We start from the raw sequence: 15,225 nt of genomic DNA, 5'->3' as shown, positions 1-15,225 counted from the left end.
AAAGAGTGGAATGACCGGGGGTTAACATGAATCGTACTCTAATGCAAATGAAAAACAAAACGAGTGAGTTTTGGAAAAATAGATCTAAATTACAAAAGATTTTAATGGTTAGTGTGTTAGCGGCAATTATTATTATTGGAATTATTATTAGTGTTTTTGCTTCCAGTACAAAGATGGCTCCGCTTTACAAAGATTTATCTGCCGAAGAAGCAGGAAAAATCAAAGAAGAATTGGATGCGAAAAAAGTACCAAACGAACTTTCGAGTGGCGGTACAGTGATTAGCGTTCCGGAGGATCAGGTTGATTCTTTGAAAGTGCAGCTGGCTGCAGAAGGACTTCCTAAAACAGGATCAATTGATTACTCGTTTTTTGGGCAGAATGCCGGCTTTGGTTTGACAGACAATGAGTTTGATATGGTAAAAGTGAAAGCGACACAGACAGAACTGTCAAACTTGATCAATGAAATGGACGGTATTAAAAACTCAAAAGTAATGATTAATCTCCCGAAAGACGCTGTGTTTGTCGGTGAAGAGCAATCTGCAGCTTCTGCTTCAATCGTTCTGCAGATTCAACCGGGTTACACACTTGACCAAAGCCAGATCAACGGACTGTATCATCTGGTATCTAAAAGCGTGCCGAACCTAAAAGAAGATAATATCGTCATCATGGACCAAAATTCTACATACTACGACAAATCAGACAGCAATGCAGGGTCCTACGCGGATAGTTATTCTTCTCAGCAAGGAATTAAGTCTCAAGTTGAAAAAGACATTCAAAAACATGTTCAGTCACTGCTAGGTACGATGATGGGCCAAGATAAAGTCGTTGTCTCCGTTACAGCAGACATCGATTTCACAAAAGAAAATCGTACAGAAGACATTGTCGAACCTGTGGATAAAGAAAACATGGAAGGCATTGCAGTCAGCGCGGAAAAGGTATCTGAAACATACCAGGGCGACGGTGCAGCCAACGGCGGAACTGCCGGAACCGGCGAGGATGATGTCACAAATTATAAGGCTGATGGTGAAAATGCCGAAAGCGGGAACTACGAAAAAAATAGCAACAAAATCAATTACGAGGTTAACCGAATCCATAAAGAAATCGCTGAAAGTCCTTATAAGGTCAGAGATTTAGGGATTCAAGTCATGGTAGAGCCGCCTGATGCCAAAAACACAGCGTCACTATCAACTGAAAGACAGGATGATATACAAAAAATCCTCTCAACTGTAGTCAGAACATCTTTAGATAAAGATGAAACGCAAAACCAGAATTTATCTGATGCTGATATCAATAATAAAATTGTTGTCTCCGTTCAGCCATTTGACGGAAAAGTCAATTTGGATACAAACACGGAGAAATCCTCAGGTATCCCGCTGTGGGCATATATTACAGGCGGTGTTTTAATCGCTGCGATTATTGTTCTGATCATTATGCTTATCAGAAAGAAACGGGCGCAAGAGGATGAATTCGAGGAGTATGAGTATGAGGTTCCTCAAGAACCAATCAATTTACCTGATATCAACGAAGAGGAAAATGAAACAGCGGAAACAGTCAGACGAAAACAGCTTGAAAAGATGGCGAAAGACAAGCCGGAAGATTTTGCAAAACTGCTGAGAAGCTGGCTGGCCGAGGATTAGGAGGAATAAGAAATGGCGAGACGTGATCAAGATAAGCTTACAGGAAAACAAAAAGCAGCCATTCTCATGATTTCCTTGGGGTTAGATGTGTCAGCTTCTGTTTATAAGCACTTAACCGATGAAGAAATTGAAAGGCTTACGCTGGAAATATCAGGTGTTCGAAGCGTCGATCATCAAAAAAAGGATGAAATCATAGAAGAATTTCACAATATAGCCATTGCACAAGATTATATTTCTCAAGGCGGTTTAAGCTATGCAAGACAAGTTCTAGAAAAGGCGCTTGGAGAGGATAAAGCGGAAAACATTCTAAACAGGCTGACGTCTTCTTTGCAGGTGAAACCATTTGATTTCGCCAGAAAAGCGGAGCCTGAACAAATTTTGAATTTTATCCAGCAAGAGCATCCTCAGACAATGGCTTTAATCTTGTCTTATTTAGATCCTGTGCAGGCCGGGCAAATTTTATCGGAGCTGAATCCTGAAGTTCAGGCTGAGGTTGCGAGAAGAATTGCGGTCATGGATAGAACGTCACCAGAAATTATTAATGAGGTAGAACGGATTCTGGAACAAAAATTATCTTCTGCATTTACTCAGGATTATACACAAACAGGCGGAATTGAAGCTGTTGTGGAAGTGTTAAACGGAGTAGACAGAGGGACAGAGAAGACGATATTGGATTCATTGGAAATTCAGGATCCCGATCTTGCTGAAGAGATTAAAAAGCGGATGTTTGTCTTCGAAGATATTGTCACACTTGATAACCGTGCTATTCAGAGAGTCATTCGCGATGTTGAGAACGACGATTTGCTCCTTTCATTAAAGGTTGCAAGCGAGGAAGTCAAAGAAATTGTATTCAGCAATATGTCACAGCGTATGGTTGAAACCTTCAAAGAAGAAATGGAATTTATGGGCCCTGTACGCTTGAAAGACGTAGAAGAAGCTCAATCGAGAATTGTAAGCATCGTCAGAAAGCTTGAAGAAGCCGGTGAAATTGTGATAGCAAGAGGCGGAGGGGATGATATTATTGTCTAATATCATTAAACAAGAATCATCTTTTTCTCCACAAAAGGAAAAAAGAAAACTTTCTATACAAGAGGTGCGTATTGATCATTCCCACCTTTTGCAGGCTGAAGAGAACCCGGAGGCTCTTATGGCCCGAGTGAAAGAGGAAGCTGACCGGATTTCTGAGCAGGCGAACAGTCATATAGAAAATACTCGCCGTCAAATTGAGCAGGAGAAAAATGATTGGGCGGCTGAAAAACAGAAGCTAATTGAGGAAGCAAAAGCCGAGGGCTTTGAACAAGGAGTAGCATTGGGCAAAGCAGAGGCAATGCAACAGTATGCCGAACTGATCGGCCAAGCGAACAGAATTACTGAAATGTCCAGAAAAGCTGTTGAGGACAAGCTTGAAGACGCTAATGAAGAAATCGTTGAGCTTGCCGTTGCATTGGCAAAAAAAGTATGGCAGCAAAAATCTGATGATAAAGAAGCTTTCCACCTGCTTGTACAACAGGTTGTAAACGAAGTGAAGGAATATGACGATATATCAATTTATGTTGATCCTTATTACTATGAGACAATCTTTCAGCAAAAAGATGAAATCCAGCAGCTTCTTTATAAAGAATGCCGTCTTGGTATATATGCTGATGAAAAAGCTCAAAAAGGAACCTGTTATATTGAAACTCCTTTTGGCAGGGTAGATGCGAGTGTTGACACACAATTGATGCAATTGAAAGATAAACTTCTGACAGTGCTGGAAGCGGGTGCAGCTGAATGAAGACACAGAGTCTGATAGATTGTATAGAAATGACAGACTCGTATAAACGGTACGGAAAAGTCAAGCGGGTCATCGGCCTGATGATTGAATCAAAAGGCCCTGCAAGCTCAATTGGCGACGTATGCCTGATTTATGCAAAAGGACAATCTGGGAAAGTCATTAAAGCCGAGGTAGTCGGCTTCCAAGAAGAAAATATTTTGCTTATGCCTTATTTAGAGGCTGCGAGTATTGCACCAGGCAGCATTGTAGAAGCTACTGGGGAATCTCTTCGGATTAAAGTTGGATCTGGACTGATCGGGCAAGTCATCGATGCTTTTGGAGAACCGCTTGACGGAAAACTTCTGCCCAAAGGGCTTTCGCCTGTATCGACGGAGCAATCACCGCCCAACCCGATGAAACGGCCGCCTATCCGTGAAAAAATGGGTGTTGGCGTCAGATCCATTGACAGCTTGCTGACAGTCGGTAAAGGCCAGCGGATTGGAATATTTGCCGGAAGCGGTGTCGGAAAAAGCACATTAATGGGAATGATTGCTAAGCAGACAGAAGCTGACTTAAACGTCATTGCACTTGTCGGAGAACGTGGACGAGAGGTCCGGGAGTTTATTGAAAAAGATCTTGGGAAAGAGGGGCTGAAACGATCGATTGTAGTTGTTGCCACCTCAGACCAGCCAGCATTAATGAGATTGAAAGCGGCATATACAGCGACTGCAATTGCCGAGTATTTTCGAGATAGAGGCCAAAATGTCATGTTTATGATGGATTCTGTTACAAGGGTGGCGATGGCGCAGCGTGAGATTGGTTTAGCTGCTGGAGAACCACCGACGACAAAAGGCTATACACCCTCTGTGTTCGCTATTTTACCTCGTTTATTAGAACGAACAGGTGCAAACGAGCACGGAACCATTACGGCATTTTATACAGTGCTGGTAGACGGCGATGACATGAATGAACCGATTGCCGATACCGTACGCGGAATTTTAGACGGACATATTGTGTTGGACAGGGCGCTTGCCAATAAAGGCCAATTTCCGGCAGTTAATGTCCTAAAAAGCATCAGCAGGGTGATGTCAAACATATCGACAAGACAGCACCTGGATGCGGCAAATAAATTCCGCGAACTTTTATCGACATATCAAAATTCGGAAGATCTCATTAATATCGGAGCTTACAAAAGAGGCTCATCAAGAGAAATTGATGAAGCGATACAATTTTATCCGCAGCTTATTCAATTTTTAAAGCAGGGAACAGATGAACCGGCATCATTGGAAGAAAGCATTGCTGCATTAACTAGTTTGACAGGAAATGAGGAATAAAACGTGGCTTATCAATTTAGATTCCAAAAGCTGCTGGAACTAAAAGAAAATGAGAAAGACCAATCCTTATCCGATTATCAGCAATCAGTTTCTGAATTTGAAAACGTTGCTGAAAAATTATATGAGAGTATGAGCAAAAAAGAATTACTAGAACAAAATAAAGAAAAGAAATTAAAAAGCGGCATGAGTGTACAAGAAATGAGGCACTACCAACAATTTGTCTCAAATCTTGATAATACGATTTATCACTATCAAAAGCTTGTCATTATGAAAAGAAATCAAATGAATCAAAAACAAGAAATTTTGACAGAGAAAAATATTGAAGTGAAAAAGTTTGAAAAAATGCGTGAAAAACAGTTTAAAATGTTTGCTCTTGAAGACAAAGCTGCAGAAATGAAAGAAATGGACGATATTTCGATTAAGCAGTTTATGATTCAAGGCCATTAGGAGCGAATGTAATGTCCGGCAAAAAGAAAGAATCAGGTAAGTTCCGTTCGGTTTTGCTTATCATTATCCTCCCGCTGATGTTTCTTCTAATCGCAGGGGGGATTGTTCTTTGGGCTGCTGGTGTCAATGTGTTAAAGCCGATCCAGGATGCTGCGGCAAAAACGCCGGTTCTTAAGGAATTGGTTCCTGAAACCGAAAATAAAAAAGGCACAGCATCAAGTAAGGATAGCAGTAATACGGCAGCTCTGGAAAAGACCATTAAGGATCAAAAAAGTGAAATCAGTATATTGAATAAAGATTTAGAAACAAGCAAATCGGAAATCGATAGGCTCAATCAAAAGATTCGTTCACTTGAAAAGACGGCGGAGGACCAAAAAAAGTCATCTGAAGATCATACTGAGGGAACATCAGACTCTAAAGCTTCATCTAAAAATGACAAAGTGATCAGTGTGTACAAAAGCATGGACAGCGGAAAGGCTGCGAAAATTATTGCCCAATTAAAGGAGCAAGAAGCACTGAAAATATTGAATGGCCTAAGCAAAAAGCAGCTTGCTGACATATTGGCAAAAATGACTCCTGAGCAAGCAGCAACCTATACAGAAAAAATTGCTGCCAGCCAAGAATAGGGGGAATTAAAGGTGAAGCTGCTTGAATTATCGGGACCTTTGCTGCAAACCACAACGGGTTCTGCCGCTAAAAGCATGAAAAGTAGCCCGGGTGTTTTTCAAAACTGGCTTATATCTGAGGCAGGTTTAAAGGAACTCTCAGAACAAGAAAAGGGTACTCCGAATTCCGGAGGTCAGCTTTTAGAAGATGCGCTTAAAAAGATCGGTGAATGGCTAAAAGCAAGTCCTGAAGATCAAGACAAACAAAATGCGGGTCTTCTGCAAACATTAAGCAAACTGACAGGGAAGCAATTGGATGCGAATGCTCTGCAAATGTTGCAAAATCTTTTGCAAGCAGTTGAATCAAGATTGTCAGGCGGGATGGATCAATTGCTCACAGAAACGGAGAAAATCTTTTCAGAAGCTAAAACGGCTCTGAGTGCCAATGATTCTGCTCTTGACATTAATGGACCACTGAAGTCCGATACAGAGCAATCAAATCAGGAAAATGAAGTATCCGAGGCTGCTAAAGAATTGATCTATATCCAGATGTTCATTAGCCAGCTTGTAGAAGGGAATAAGCTGACTGATCGAGGGAACGGCAATGAAGCTCATGCCATTTACCAAAGTGGGGATCAATTTCTTTCTGCATTAGAAAAAAAAGGTGTATCTCAACAGCTAATTCAGGATCTTAAACAGCAAATGTTCACCAAAGATGAGTCGAGTTCAAAACTTTATTCGATGACAGCGTCAGAGCTGAAAAGTTTTCAAAGCTTAATGGATCAAATGTCTATGCTCCCTCAAAAAGGAACCAAAGAATGGAGTTTAGCTGAAAGCCAGTTGAAAACTTTCTTGTTATCGAAATCATCCGAATCATCACAAGACTTTGGGAAGCGTGTTTTCACACCGCTTTCGCAGAGTTCATCCAGCAAAAGTGCATCGGATGTTTCTGGAAGTATTCAGCCTGTAGATAGTAAATCAGGACTCCAAATGCTGTTTTCAGGGTATCGGGGCATAGGAGGAGTTCAAACACTTGATCTGCAGCAGATGTCAGCTGATATACCAAATGCTGAAACAAAAACGGTGGCTGATCAAGTGATCAATGCGTGGAAGCAGATGAAATATACGCCTTTCGGCAGATCAACGGGAAGCTTCACCATTCGGTTAAACCCTGAACATTTAGGATTTGTCACAATCAAGCTGACAAATGAAAATGGAATGTTTCAGAGTAAAATCATTGCATCTAGCCAATCAGCAAAAGAATTGCTTGAACAGCATCTTCCGCAGCTGAAGCAATCATTGCCGAATATGGCCGTCCAAATAGACCGTTTTACTCTTCCGGTCCAAAGCGGGGATCAGCCGATATACGGCCAGCTTGCTGATGAACAGAAACAGCAGCAAGAGGAGCAGAGACAGCAAAGGCAGAAAAAGCAATCAAATGATTTTGGCGATTTGCTCGAGGAAGTGTCGATGGTTGAAATGGAGGAGGAAGAATGACTTCTATAAGTTCAGAATATAAACTGCCTGAAAAAACGAACACCGTGTCGACGAACAACAGCAGCTTGGGGAAAGACGAGTTTTTAAAAATATTAATGACTCAAGTTCAAAACCAAGATCCGCTCAACCCGGTTGACGATAAAGAATTTATCAGTCAGATGGCGACTTTTTCAAGCTTGGAGCAAATGATGAATCTGAATACGACAATGACTCAATTCGTCGAAAACCAAGATCCGTTTACAACGTATGTTGATTGGATGGGAAAAGAAGTATCTTGGACTGATGGTAAAAGTGCAACAGATAAAACAGGCACAGTAAGCTCTGTTAAACATTCTAAAGGAAATTATTATCTCGTTCTTGATGATGGGACCGAGATCAGTCCTGCGAATGTCATGTCTGTGGGACAATCATCTAAATAAAAAAATCTGGGGGAATACATTATGTTACGTTCACTTTATTCTGGAATCAGCGGTATGAAAAACTTTCAAACAAAGCTTGACGTAATCGGTAACAACATTGCAAACGTGAATACAGTAGGATTCAAAAAGAGCCGTGTGACTTTTAAAGATATGGTAAGCCAAACAATTGCCGGCGGTTCTGCGGCCGGTGCAACTATCGGCGGTACGAACTCTAAGCAAATCGGTTTAGGTTCATCATCTGGCACAATTGATACAATTCATTCAACAAGCGCCACACAAAGTACAGGAAGAGCACTTGATTTAGCAATTGACGGTGATGGTTACTTCCGGATTGATACAGGTGATGGAACAGCTTATACAAGAGCAGGGAACTTCTATTTAGATAATACCGGAACATTGGTTACAGGTGATGGCTACCATGTGTTAAATATGAATGGAGGAACAATTAAAATTCCTACTGATGCTCAAAGCTTTAGCATTGGTCCTGATGGAAAGGTGTCAATTGTTGATGCCGGCGGTCAACCACAAGACGGCGGACAAATCGGGATTGTGACTTTTGCCAACAGTGACGGCCTAGATAAAATCGGGAGCAACTTATACCGTGAATCTTTAAACTCGGGTACGGCCAGTGCAGCGAACCAGCCCGGTGATGGCGGAACAGGTTCTCTTAAATCAGGATTTCTCGAAATGTCTAACGTTGATTTAACTGACGAATTTACTGAAATGATCGTAGCCCAGCGCGGATTCCAATCAAACTCAAAAATTATTACAACATCTGATGAAATCCTTCAAGAACTGGTTAACCTTAAACGTTAAGGAGGGAGGGGAGGCGAGTAATCGCTTCTCCGCTGTTTTATGATAAAAGTAACCCGTTTGAACGGGCAGCCCTTTACACTGAATGCGCTATTTATTGAACAGATTGAATGCTTTCCGGATACTACAATCACTCTGTCAAACGGTAAGAAGTTTGTAGTAAAAGAAGATGAAGAAGCTGTTCTGGAAAAGATCGCATCTTTCTACCGAAACATACAAATATTTTCAATGGATCAAGGAATAGAGGAACCGGAATGAAGAAAAAGTTAATGATCATCTTACTAATTATTCTTATCGTAATTGGTGCTCTCGGGGCAACGGCTTATTTTGTGTTAGGCGGAAAGTCCGAAAAAAGTGAAGCGAAAAAAAGTATTGATGAAATTGTTTCATCTTCTGTTGATGTAGAAGAAATCACAACAAATTTAAAGTCTGATAACATTATCCGTCTTGCTATTAAACTTGAAACTGATTCTGATAAATCAAAAGAAGAACTTGAGAAACGTGATTTTCAAGTGAAAGACGCTGTTATATCACTGCTGGCTGATACGAATGCTGATCAGATTGAGGGAGACAAGGGAAAAGAAACCTTTAAGAAGGAACTAAAAGATAAAATAAATAGCTACCTCCAAGAAGGAAAAGTAGAAAAAGTGTATATTACCTCCTTTAATCTGCAATAAAGCATAATTTGACAGAATACGGAGGTGAGGAAAATGTCAGGAGAAGTTCTCTCCCAAAATGAAATAGATGCACTGCTTTCTGCAATATCAACTGGTGAAATGGACGCTGAAGAGCTGAAAAAAGAAGAAAAAGAGAAGAAAGTCAAGGTTTATGATTTCAAACGTGCGCTGCGGTTTTCTAAGGATCAGATCCGCAGTTTAACGAGGATTCATGACAATTTTGCAAGACTTCTTACCACTCATTTTTCGGCTCAGCTCAGAACCTATATTCATATATCTGTCAGTTCTGTTGACCAGGTCCCTTATGAGGAATTTATCAGATCGATCCCGAACATGACGATTCTGAATCTATTTGATGTCCATCCGATGGAAGGCAGAATTATGATGGAGGTTAACCCCACGATAGCTTATACAATGATGGACCGAGTCATGGGTGGGATTGGAATCAGTCATAACAAGGTTGACAGCTTGACAGAAATTGAAACAAAAATCATTTCTAATTTATTTGAAAATGCACTGGGTAATTATAAAGAAGCTTGGCAGTCAATTGCTGATATTGAACCGGAAATGACTGAGTTTGAAGTGAATCCGCAATTCGTTCAGATGGTGTCTCCTAATGAAACAGTCGTGGTGATCTCACTTAATACTCAAATCGGTGAAATCAGCGGTGTCATTAATCTCTGTATCCCGCATATCGTCCTCGAGCCGCTCATACCGAAGCTTTCAGTCCACTATTGGATGCAATCAGACCGAAATGAGCCAAAGCCTGAGGAAACAAAGTCGCTTGAAAAACGTATCATGACAGCACAAATACCTGTCGTGGCCGAGCTCGGCACATCTGAACTGACAATAGAAGAGTTTTTAAGTTTAGAAGTCGGAGACTGCATAACTTTGGACAAATCAGTCACGGATCCTCTTACTGTATTGGTCGGAGATAAGCCGAAATTTTTAGGACAAGCCGGCCGGGTGAATCGAAAACAGGCAGTGCAAATTTTAGATCACGACATAAGAGGTGAACAAGATGGAGAATAATAGATTATCTCAAGATGAGATTGACGCGCTTCTTAACGGTACTGGCAGCACGCTTGATGAGCCAGAGGTTCCGGAAGTAGATGACTTATCGGAAATGGAGCGTGATGCGATCGGTGAAATCGGTAATATTTCATTCGGCAGTTCTGCGACAGCACTGTCAACACTTTTAAATCAAAAGGTCGATATTACGACTCCGAGCGTAACGGTTATCCCCAAAAGTAAAATCAGCGATGCGTTTCCTGAACCGTATGTAGCGATTGAAGTAAATTATACGGAGGGCTTCAGCGGCAGCAACCTGTTAGTCGTGGAACAAAGTGACGCGGCGATCATTGCTGATTTAATGATCGGGGGAGACGGAAAAGGTGCGGATCCTTCACTGGGGGAAATCCATTTAAGTGCGGTTCAAGAAGCAATGAACCAAATGATGGGATCGGCAGCCACATCAATGTCTACTGTATTCAGTAAAAAAATTGATATTTCACCGCCTCGGGTTGAATTGCTCGATGTAACTGAAGAAAAGGGCACAGACCGTATTCCTGATGATGAAATGCTGGTGAAAGTTTCTTTCAACTTAAAGGTGGGAGAATTAATAGACTCCAGTATTATGCAGCTTTACCCATTAACATTTGCGAAAGATTTAATTTCAAGCCTTATGAATTCAGGAAATGCAGAGGAAGCAACAATGGCGCAGCCTGATGCTACATACGAGCAGCCGAAAGAGCCTGTGACGCCAGAGCCTCGTATTGAACCGAAGCAACAGCAGCCGCAGCCGCCAAAAAGGCAGGGAACAGCAAAAAAAGCAGCGCCAGTTCAGGTTTCACCGGTGGAATTTTCTGCGTTTGATCCAAACGAGGCGACACAAGCCCCTATCAATAATCTGGATATGCTTTTAGATATCCCGCTTTCAATTACTGTTGAGCTCGGCAGAACAAAGAGAAGTGTAAAAGAAATTTTAGAGCTTTCTGCAGGTAGTATTATTGAGCTTGATAAATTAGCTGGTGAGCCGGTAGATATTTTAGTTAATCAGCGTATCGTTGCCAAAGGCGAGGTTGTTGTCATTGAAGAAAACTTCGGCGTAAGAGTCACTGACATTTTAAGCCAGGCAGAGCGCATTAATAATTTAAAATAACGAAATACAAGGAGAGAGATAAATTATGGCACATAGAATTTTAATTGTAGATGACGCAGCATTTATGCGAATGATGATTAAAGATATTTTGGTTAAAAACGGTTTTGAAGTAGTAGCGGAAGCTGAAAATGGAGCACAAGCAGTAGAGAAATATAAAGAGCATTCTCCTGACCTTGTTACGATGGATATCACGATGCCTGAAATGGATGGGATTACAGCATTAAAAGAAATTAAACAAATTGATGCTCAGGCAAGAATCATTATGTGTTCTGCTATGGGACAGCAATCAATGGTTATTGATGCCATTCAGGCCGGCGCTAAGGATTTCATTGTGAAACCTTTCCAAGCTGACCGTGTGCTTGAAGCAATCAACAAAACATTAAGTTAAAGGGTGTACGATTGTTGAAAAAGAGTCAATATTTCATCGCTTTTATTTGTTTTTTCGTTTTATTCACTGTACATCCAATTGCTGCTGCTGCGGCAGACTCTGAGAATTCAACTGTAAACGAATGGTTTCAAAAGAAAGATGAGAAAACTGCAGATAAGTCAGGGCAAAAGGAAGAAAAAACAACAAAAACTGCTGATGAGACGGAGGGAGCGGCTGCTCCTTCTGTCTCAGCTTTTGATTTTGTAAAGATGATTTTCGCTTTACTGTTTGTTATCGTGCTGATTTACGGGCTGGTTAAGCTCATGAACAAAAGAAATCGGCTCCTCAAGCCTTTTCAATATGTTGAAAATATTGGCGGCACATCGGTCGGCCAGAACAGATCCATACAATTGATCAAGGTCGGAAAAAGTGTGCTCGTCGTCGGTGTAGGAGAGACGATCCAGCTGCTGAAAGAAATTGAGGATGAAAAAGAGATTGAAGCCATTCTCAGTCAGCATGAAGAGGCAATGTCAAGCAAAATAGAGTGGCAAAAGTTTGTGAAGCCGCTTAAGAGTTCTGAGCATCAGCCGCAGCAAAAACTGCCTTCATTTTCAAAAGCATTAAAAGAGCAACTTGAAGAGTTAAAACAAAACCGTTCTGAAGGAAAGAAGAAAGGCCCACGTCATCATGAATGAGTTTATAAATATTTTCAGTTCAAGCGATCCGGAAAACGTAAGTTCAACTGTTAAATTACTATTATTGTTAACTGTATTTTCAGTGGCGCCTGGAATATTGATTCTTATGACTTGCTTTACTCGCATCGTCATCGTTCTGTCATTTGTCAGAACTTCACTTGCGACGCAATCTATGCCCCCAAACCAGGTTCTTATCGGGCTTGCGCTGTTTTTAACATTTTTTATTATGGCTCCTACTTTTTCAGAAATTAATAAAGAAGCGCTGACCCCATTGATGGACAACAAAATCAGCTTGGATGAAGCGTATACGAAAGCTGAGGAACCGATTAAAGAATTTATGAGTAAACACACAAGGCAGAAGGATTTGGCGCTGTTCATGAATTACGCAAAAATGGATAAACCTGAATCATTAAAGGATATTCCGCTAACAACAATGGTTCCGGCTTTTGCCATATCAGAGCTTAAAACTGCATTTCAAATAGGGTTTATGATTTTTATCCCGTTTTTAATTATAGATATGGTAGTGGCGAGCGTCTTGATGTCAATGGGAATGATGATGCTCCCTCCAGTTATGATTTCTCTGCCCTTTAAAATATTACTTTTTGTTTTGGTGGACGGCTGGTATTTAATTGTGAAATCTTTGCTTCAGAGCTTTTAGGGTAGGTGCTAAACGTGAGTTCAGAATTTGTAATTTCTATGGCGGAAAAAGCCGTATACGTAACACTGATGATCAGCGGGCCGTTATTGGCCATTGCTTTACTGGTCGGTTTAATTGTCAGCATATTTCAGGCGACAACTCAAATACAGGAACAGACTTTGGCGTTTATTCCGAAAATCGTGGCGGTTCTTCTGGCTCTCATTTTTTTTGGTCCGTGGATGCTGTCGACGATTCTTTCATTTACAACAGAGCTGTTTTCTAATCTAAATCGTTTTGCAGGGTAATGCAGAGATGAATTCAATTATTGACTTATTTCCTGCTTTTTTATTGGTTTTTATTAGAATCTCTGCTTTTTTTGTAACGATTCCGCTATTCGGACATCGAAATGTCCCAGCTGTTCACCGCATAGGATTTGCTTTTTTTCTGGCGGTTATTTGTTTCAGCACCATTGATAAACCGCCCTCTTTGGAGATAGATGAGCAATATATGCTCTTGGCTTTTAAGGAAGCCTTGGTTGGCCTATGTCTCGGCTTAATCGCTTATATGATGATTGCCGCAGTACAGATTGCCGGCTCGTTTATTGATTTTCAAATGGGATTTTCAATAGCAAACGTTATTGATCCGCAAACCGGAGCGCAAAGTCCGTTGATTGGCCAGTTTATTTATACGATGGCACTTTTGTTTATGCTGAGTGTCAATGCCCACCATTTGCTGCTGGACGGTATTTACTACAGCTTTCAGTATATTTCAGTTGATCAGGCATTTCCGAATTTCGGCGATGAAAAGTTTGCTTATTTTATCGCGAAAAGCTTTAATGCGATGTTTATTATCGCTTTTCAAATGTCAGCGCCTGTTGTGGCCAGTTTGTTTCTAGTTGATTTAGCATTAGGTATCGTGGCTCGAACTGTTCCGCAATTAAATGTATTTGTGGTCGGTCTGCCTTTAAAGATCGCTGTCAGTTTCATCATGCTTATTGTATGTATGTCCGTTATCTTCGTCGTTGTGCGGAATGTTTTCAGTTTAACGATTGAAACGATGCGGAATCTTTTAGCATTGGTCGGTGTTTCTTAATGAAGCTTAGAATTGACCTGCAGTTTTTTGCCGGGGAGAAGACTGAAAAAGCCACTCCGAAAAAACGGAAGGATACGCGAAAAAAAGGACAGGTAGCCAAAAGTTCGGATGTCAATACCGCCATTTCTTTACTTGTTATATTCCTTTCGCTTATAGCAATTGGCCCGTATATGAGAGACAGGCTGCTGTCATTTATAGAAACATTTTATACCGAATCGCTCACAATGAAGCTCTCAGAATCAAATGTGCATACCTTGTTTGTCAGCTTATTAAAGGATACGGGCATGATACTTGCACCAATCTTGCTTGTAGCTCTTGTTGCAGGGGTCGTAAGCAACTATATGCAGGTTGGATTCTTGTTTTCTGCTGAAGTGATACAGCCTAAGCTTGAAAAACTCGATCCGATCAAAGGCTTTAAACGAATATACAGTATGAGGGCGATTGTGGAGTTGATTAAATCAATTTTGAAAATCGCAGTTGTCGGTTTTGCGGCATTCGCTGTGCTTTGGCTGCATTATGGAGAAATTCTCCGGCTTCCTCTCCTGACACCTGAAGAGGTACTTTCTTTCGTTTCAAAACTCACTTTGTGGATGGGACTGAGCGGTGCAGGTGCTTTATTAATTCTTGCTGGTCTTGACTATTTATATCAGAGATTTGATTATGAGAAAAATATCAAAATGTCAAAACAAGATATAAAAGACGAGTACAAAAAATCTGAAGGTGACCCGATTATTAAGTCTAAAATTAAACAAAGACAGCGGGAAATGGCGATGAGGCGGATGATGCAGGAAGTTCCAAAAGCAGATGTCATCATCACAAACCCGACTCACTATGCGATTGCCCTGAAATATGACGAAGAAAAAATGGACGCTCCTTATATTGTTGCAAAAGGTGTTGACCACCTGGCGTTAAAAATCAGGAAAATTGCTAAAGAGCACGATGTCATGATGGTAGAAAACAGACCGCTAGCCCGTGCGTTATATGATCAGGTGGAAATTGACCAGGCAGTGCCGGAAGAATTTTTTAAAGTCTTGGCAGAAATTCTGGCTTACGTATATAAAACAAAACAAAAAGTATATTGAATTTTTCGA

The 15,225-nt window shown here is 40.9% G+C and carries 19 protein-coding genes; all 19 read left to right on the top strand.

Going from position 1 to position 15,225, the window contains the following annotated elements; translation table 11 throughout:
• Positions 1-26: 26 nt before the first annotated feature.
• From fliF to flhB, 19 genes are read left to right on the top strand one after another with little or no spacing between them, the layout of a single operon-like run.
• Positions 27-1,637 carry a flagellar basal-body MS-ring/collar protein FliF gene (gene fliF, locus BFW96_RS19310; RefSeq protein ID WP_040083177.1) on the top strand — a complete coding sequence of 537 codons (1,611 nt, stop codon included), beginning with the start codon at positions 27-29 and terminating at the stop codon, positions 1,635-1,637.
• 12 nt (positions 1,638-1,649) lie between these two features.
• A complete protein-coding gene (gene fliG, locus BFW96_RS19305; RefSeq protein WP_014663967.1) occupies positions 1,650-2,666 on the top strand; it encodes a flagellar motor switch protein FliG in 1,017 nt (338 codons plus the stop codon).
• On the top strand, positions 2,659-3,411 hold the full coding sequence (fliH, locus tag BFW96_RS19300; protein ID WP_069840345.1) for a flagellar assembly protein FliH: 753 nt from the start codon (positions 2,659-2,661) through the stop codon (positions 3,409-3,411). Before fliG ends, fliH begins: the two co-directional genes overlap by 8 nt.
• Complete coding sequence (fliI, locus tag BFW96_RS19295; RefSeq protein ID WP_069840325.1) at positions 3,408-4,724, top strand: flagellar protein export ATPase FliI; 1,317 nt, start codon at positions 3,408-3,410, stop codon at positions 4,722-4,724. The genes fliH and fliI overlap by 4 nt, the downstream gene beginning before the upstream one ends.
• Before the next feature lie 3 nt (positions 4,725-4,727).
• Positions 4,728-5,171, top strand: a complete 444-nt coding sequence (gene fliJ, locus BFW96_RS19290; RefSeq protein WP_014663970.1) for a flagellar export protein FliJ — start codon at positions 4,728-4,730, stop codon at positions 5,169-5,171.
• An 11-nt stretch (positions 5,172-5,182) separates the two neighbouring features.
• On the top strand, positions 5,183-5,797 hold the full coding sequence (locus tag BFW96_RS19285) for a MotE family protein (RefSeq protein ID WP_040083175.1): 615 nt from the start codon (positions 5,183-5,185) through the stop codon (positions 5,795-5,797).
• A 12-nt stretch (positions 5,798-5,809) separates the two neighbouring features.
• A complete protein-coding gene (locus BFW96_RS19280; RefSeq protein WP_069840324.1) occupies positions 5,810-7,273 on the top strand; it encodes a flagellar hook-length control protein FliK in 1,464 nt (487 codons plus the stop codon).
• Positions 7,270-7,692, top strand: coding sequence for a flagellar hook assembly protein FlgD (gene flgD / locus BFW96_RS19275; protein ID WP_069840323.1), 423 nt, complete (start codon positions 7,270-7,272; stop codon positions 7,690-7,692). Before BFW96_RS19280 ends, flgD begins: the two co-directional genes overlap by 4 nt.
• A gap of 21 nt (positions 7,693-7,713) precedes the next feature.
• Positions 7,714-8,508, top strand: coding sequence for a flagellar basal body rod protein FlgG (gene flgG / locus BFW96_RS19270; RefSeq protein ID WP_040083173.1), 795 nt, complete (start codon positions 7,714-7,716; stop codon positions 8,506-8,508).
• 39 nt (positions 8,509-8,547) lie between these two features.
• Positions 8,548-8,763 (top strand): swarming motility protein SwrD, encoded by a 216-nt coding sequence (gene swrD / locus BFW96_RS19265; protein ID WP_040083172.1) that lies wholly within the window; start codon positions 8,548-8,550, stop codon positions 8,761-8,763.
• Entirely contained in the window at positions 8,760-9,182 is a 423-nt protein-coding gene (fliL, locus tag BFW96_RS19260) for a flagellar basal body-associated protein FliL (RefSeq protein WP_014663976.1), read from the top strand. The genes swrD and fliL overlap by 4 nt, the downstream gene beginning before the upstream one ends.
• 33 nt (positions 9,183-9,215) lie before the next feature.
• Positions 9,216-10,214, top strand: a complete 999-nt coding sequence (gene fliM / locus BFW96_RS19255) for a flagellar motor switch protein FliM (protein ID WP_003220879.1) — start codon at positions 9,216-9,218, stop codon at positions 10,212-10,214.
• Complete coding sequence (gene fliY / locus BFW96_RS19250) at positions 10,204-11,343, top strand: flagellar motor switch phosphatase FliY (protein ID WP_069840322.1); 1,140 nt, start codon at positions 10,204-10,206, stop codon at positions 11,341-11,343. Before fliM ends, fliY begins: the two co-directional genes overlap by 11 nt.
• Before the next feature lie 25 nt (positions 11,344-11,368).
• Positions 11,369-11,731 (top strand): chemotaxis protein CheY, encoded by a 363-nt coding sequence (gene cheY, locus BFW96_RS19245; RefSeq protein ID WP_014476812.1) that lies wholly within the window; start codon positions 11,369-11,371, stop codon positions 11,729-11,731.
• Between the two features lie 14 nt (positions 11,732-11,745).
• Positions 11,746-12,405: a flagella biosynthesis regulatory protein FliZ gene (gene fliZ / locus BFW96_RS19240; RefSeq protein WP_069149599.1), complete on the top strand. Its 660-nt coding sequence runs from the start codon at positions 11,746-11,748 to the stop codon at positions 12,403-12,405.
• Positions 12,398-13,063 (top strand): flagellar type III secretion system pore protein FliP, encoded by a 666-nt coding sequence (gene fliP, locus BFW96_RS19235; protein ID WP_003245692.1) that lies wholly within the window; start codon positions 12,398-12,400, stop codon positions 13,061-13,063. The genes fliZ and fliP overlap by 8 nt, the downstream gene beginning before the upstream one ends.
• 14 nt (positions 13,064-13,077) lie before the next feature.
• A complete protein-coding gene (gene fliQ / locus BFW96_RS19230; RefSeq protein ID WP_003220888.1) occupies positions 13,078-13,347 on the top strand; it encodes a flagellar biosynthesis protein FliQ in 270 nt (89 codons plus the stop codon).
• Between the two features lie 7 nt (positions 13,348-13,354).
• Positions 13,355-14,134, top strand: coding sequence for a flagellar biosynthetic protein FliR (fliR, locus tag BFW96_RS19225; protein WP_014663979.1), 780 nt, complete (start codon positions 13,355-13,357; stop codon positions 14,132-14,134).
• Positions 14,134-15,216: a flagellar biosynthesis protein FlhB gene (gene flhB / locus BFW96_RS19220; RefSeq protein ID WP_069840321.1), complete on the top strand. Its 1,083-nt coding sequence runs from the start codon at positions 14,134-14,136 to the stop codon at positions 15,214-15,216. The genes fliR and flhB overlap by 1 nt, the downstream gene beginning before the upstream one ends.
• The last annotated feature ends 9 nt before the right edge of the window (positions 15,217-15,225 follow it).

The organism is Bacillus sp. F56 (genome assembly GCF_001748205.1).
GTDB lineage: Bacteria > Bacillota > Bacilli > Bacillales > Bacillaceae > Bacillus > Bacillus stercoris.
Note: the sequence above shows the minus strand (reverse complement) of the source record. Positions and strands in the feature narration are given on the sequence as shown.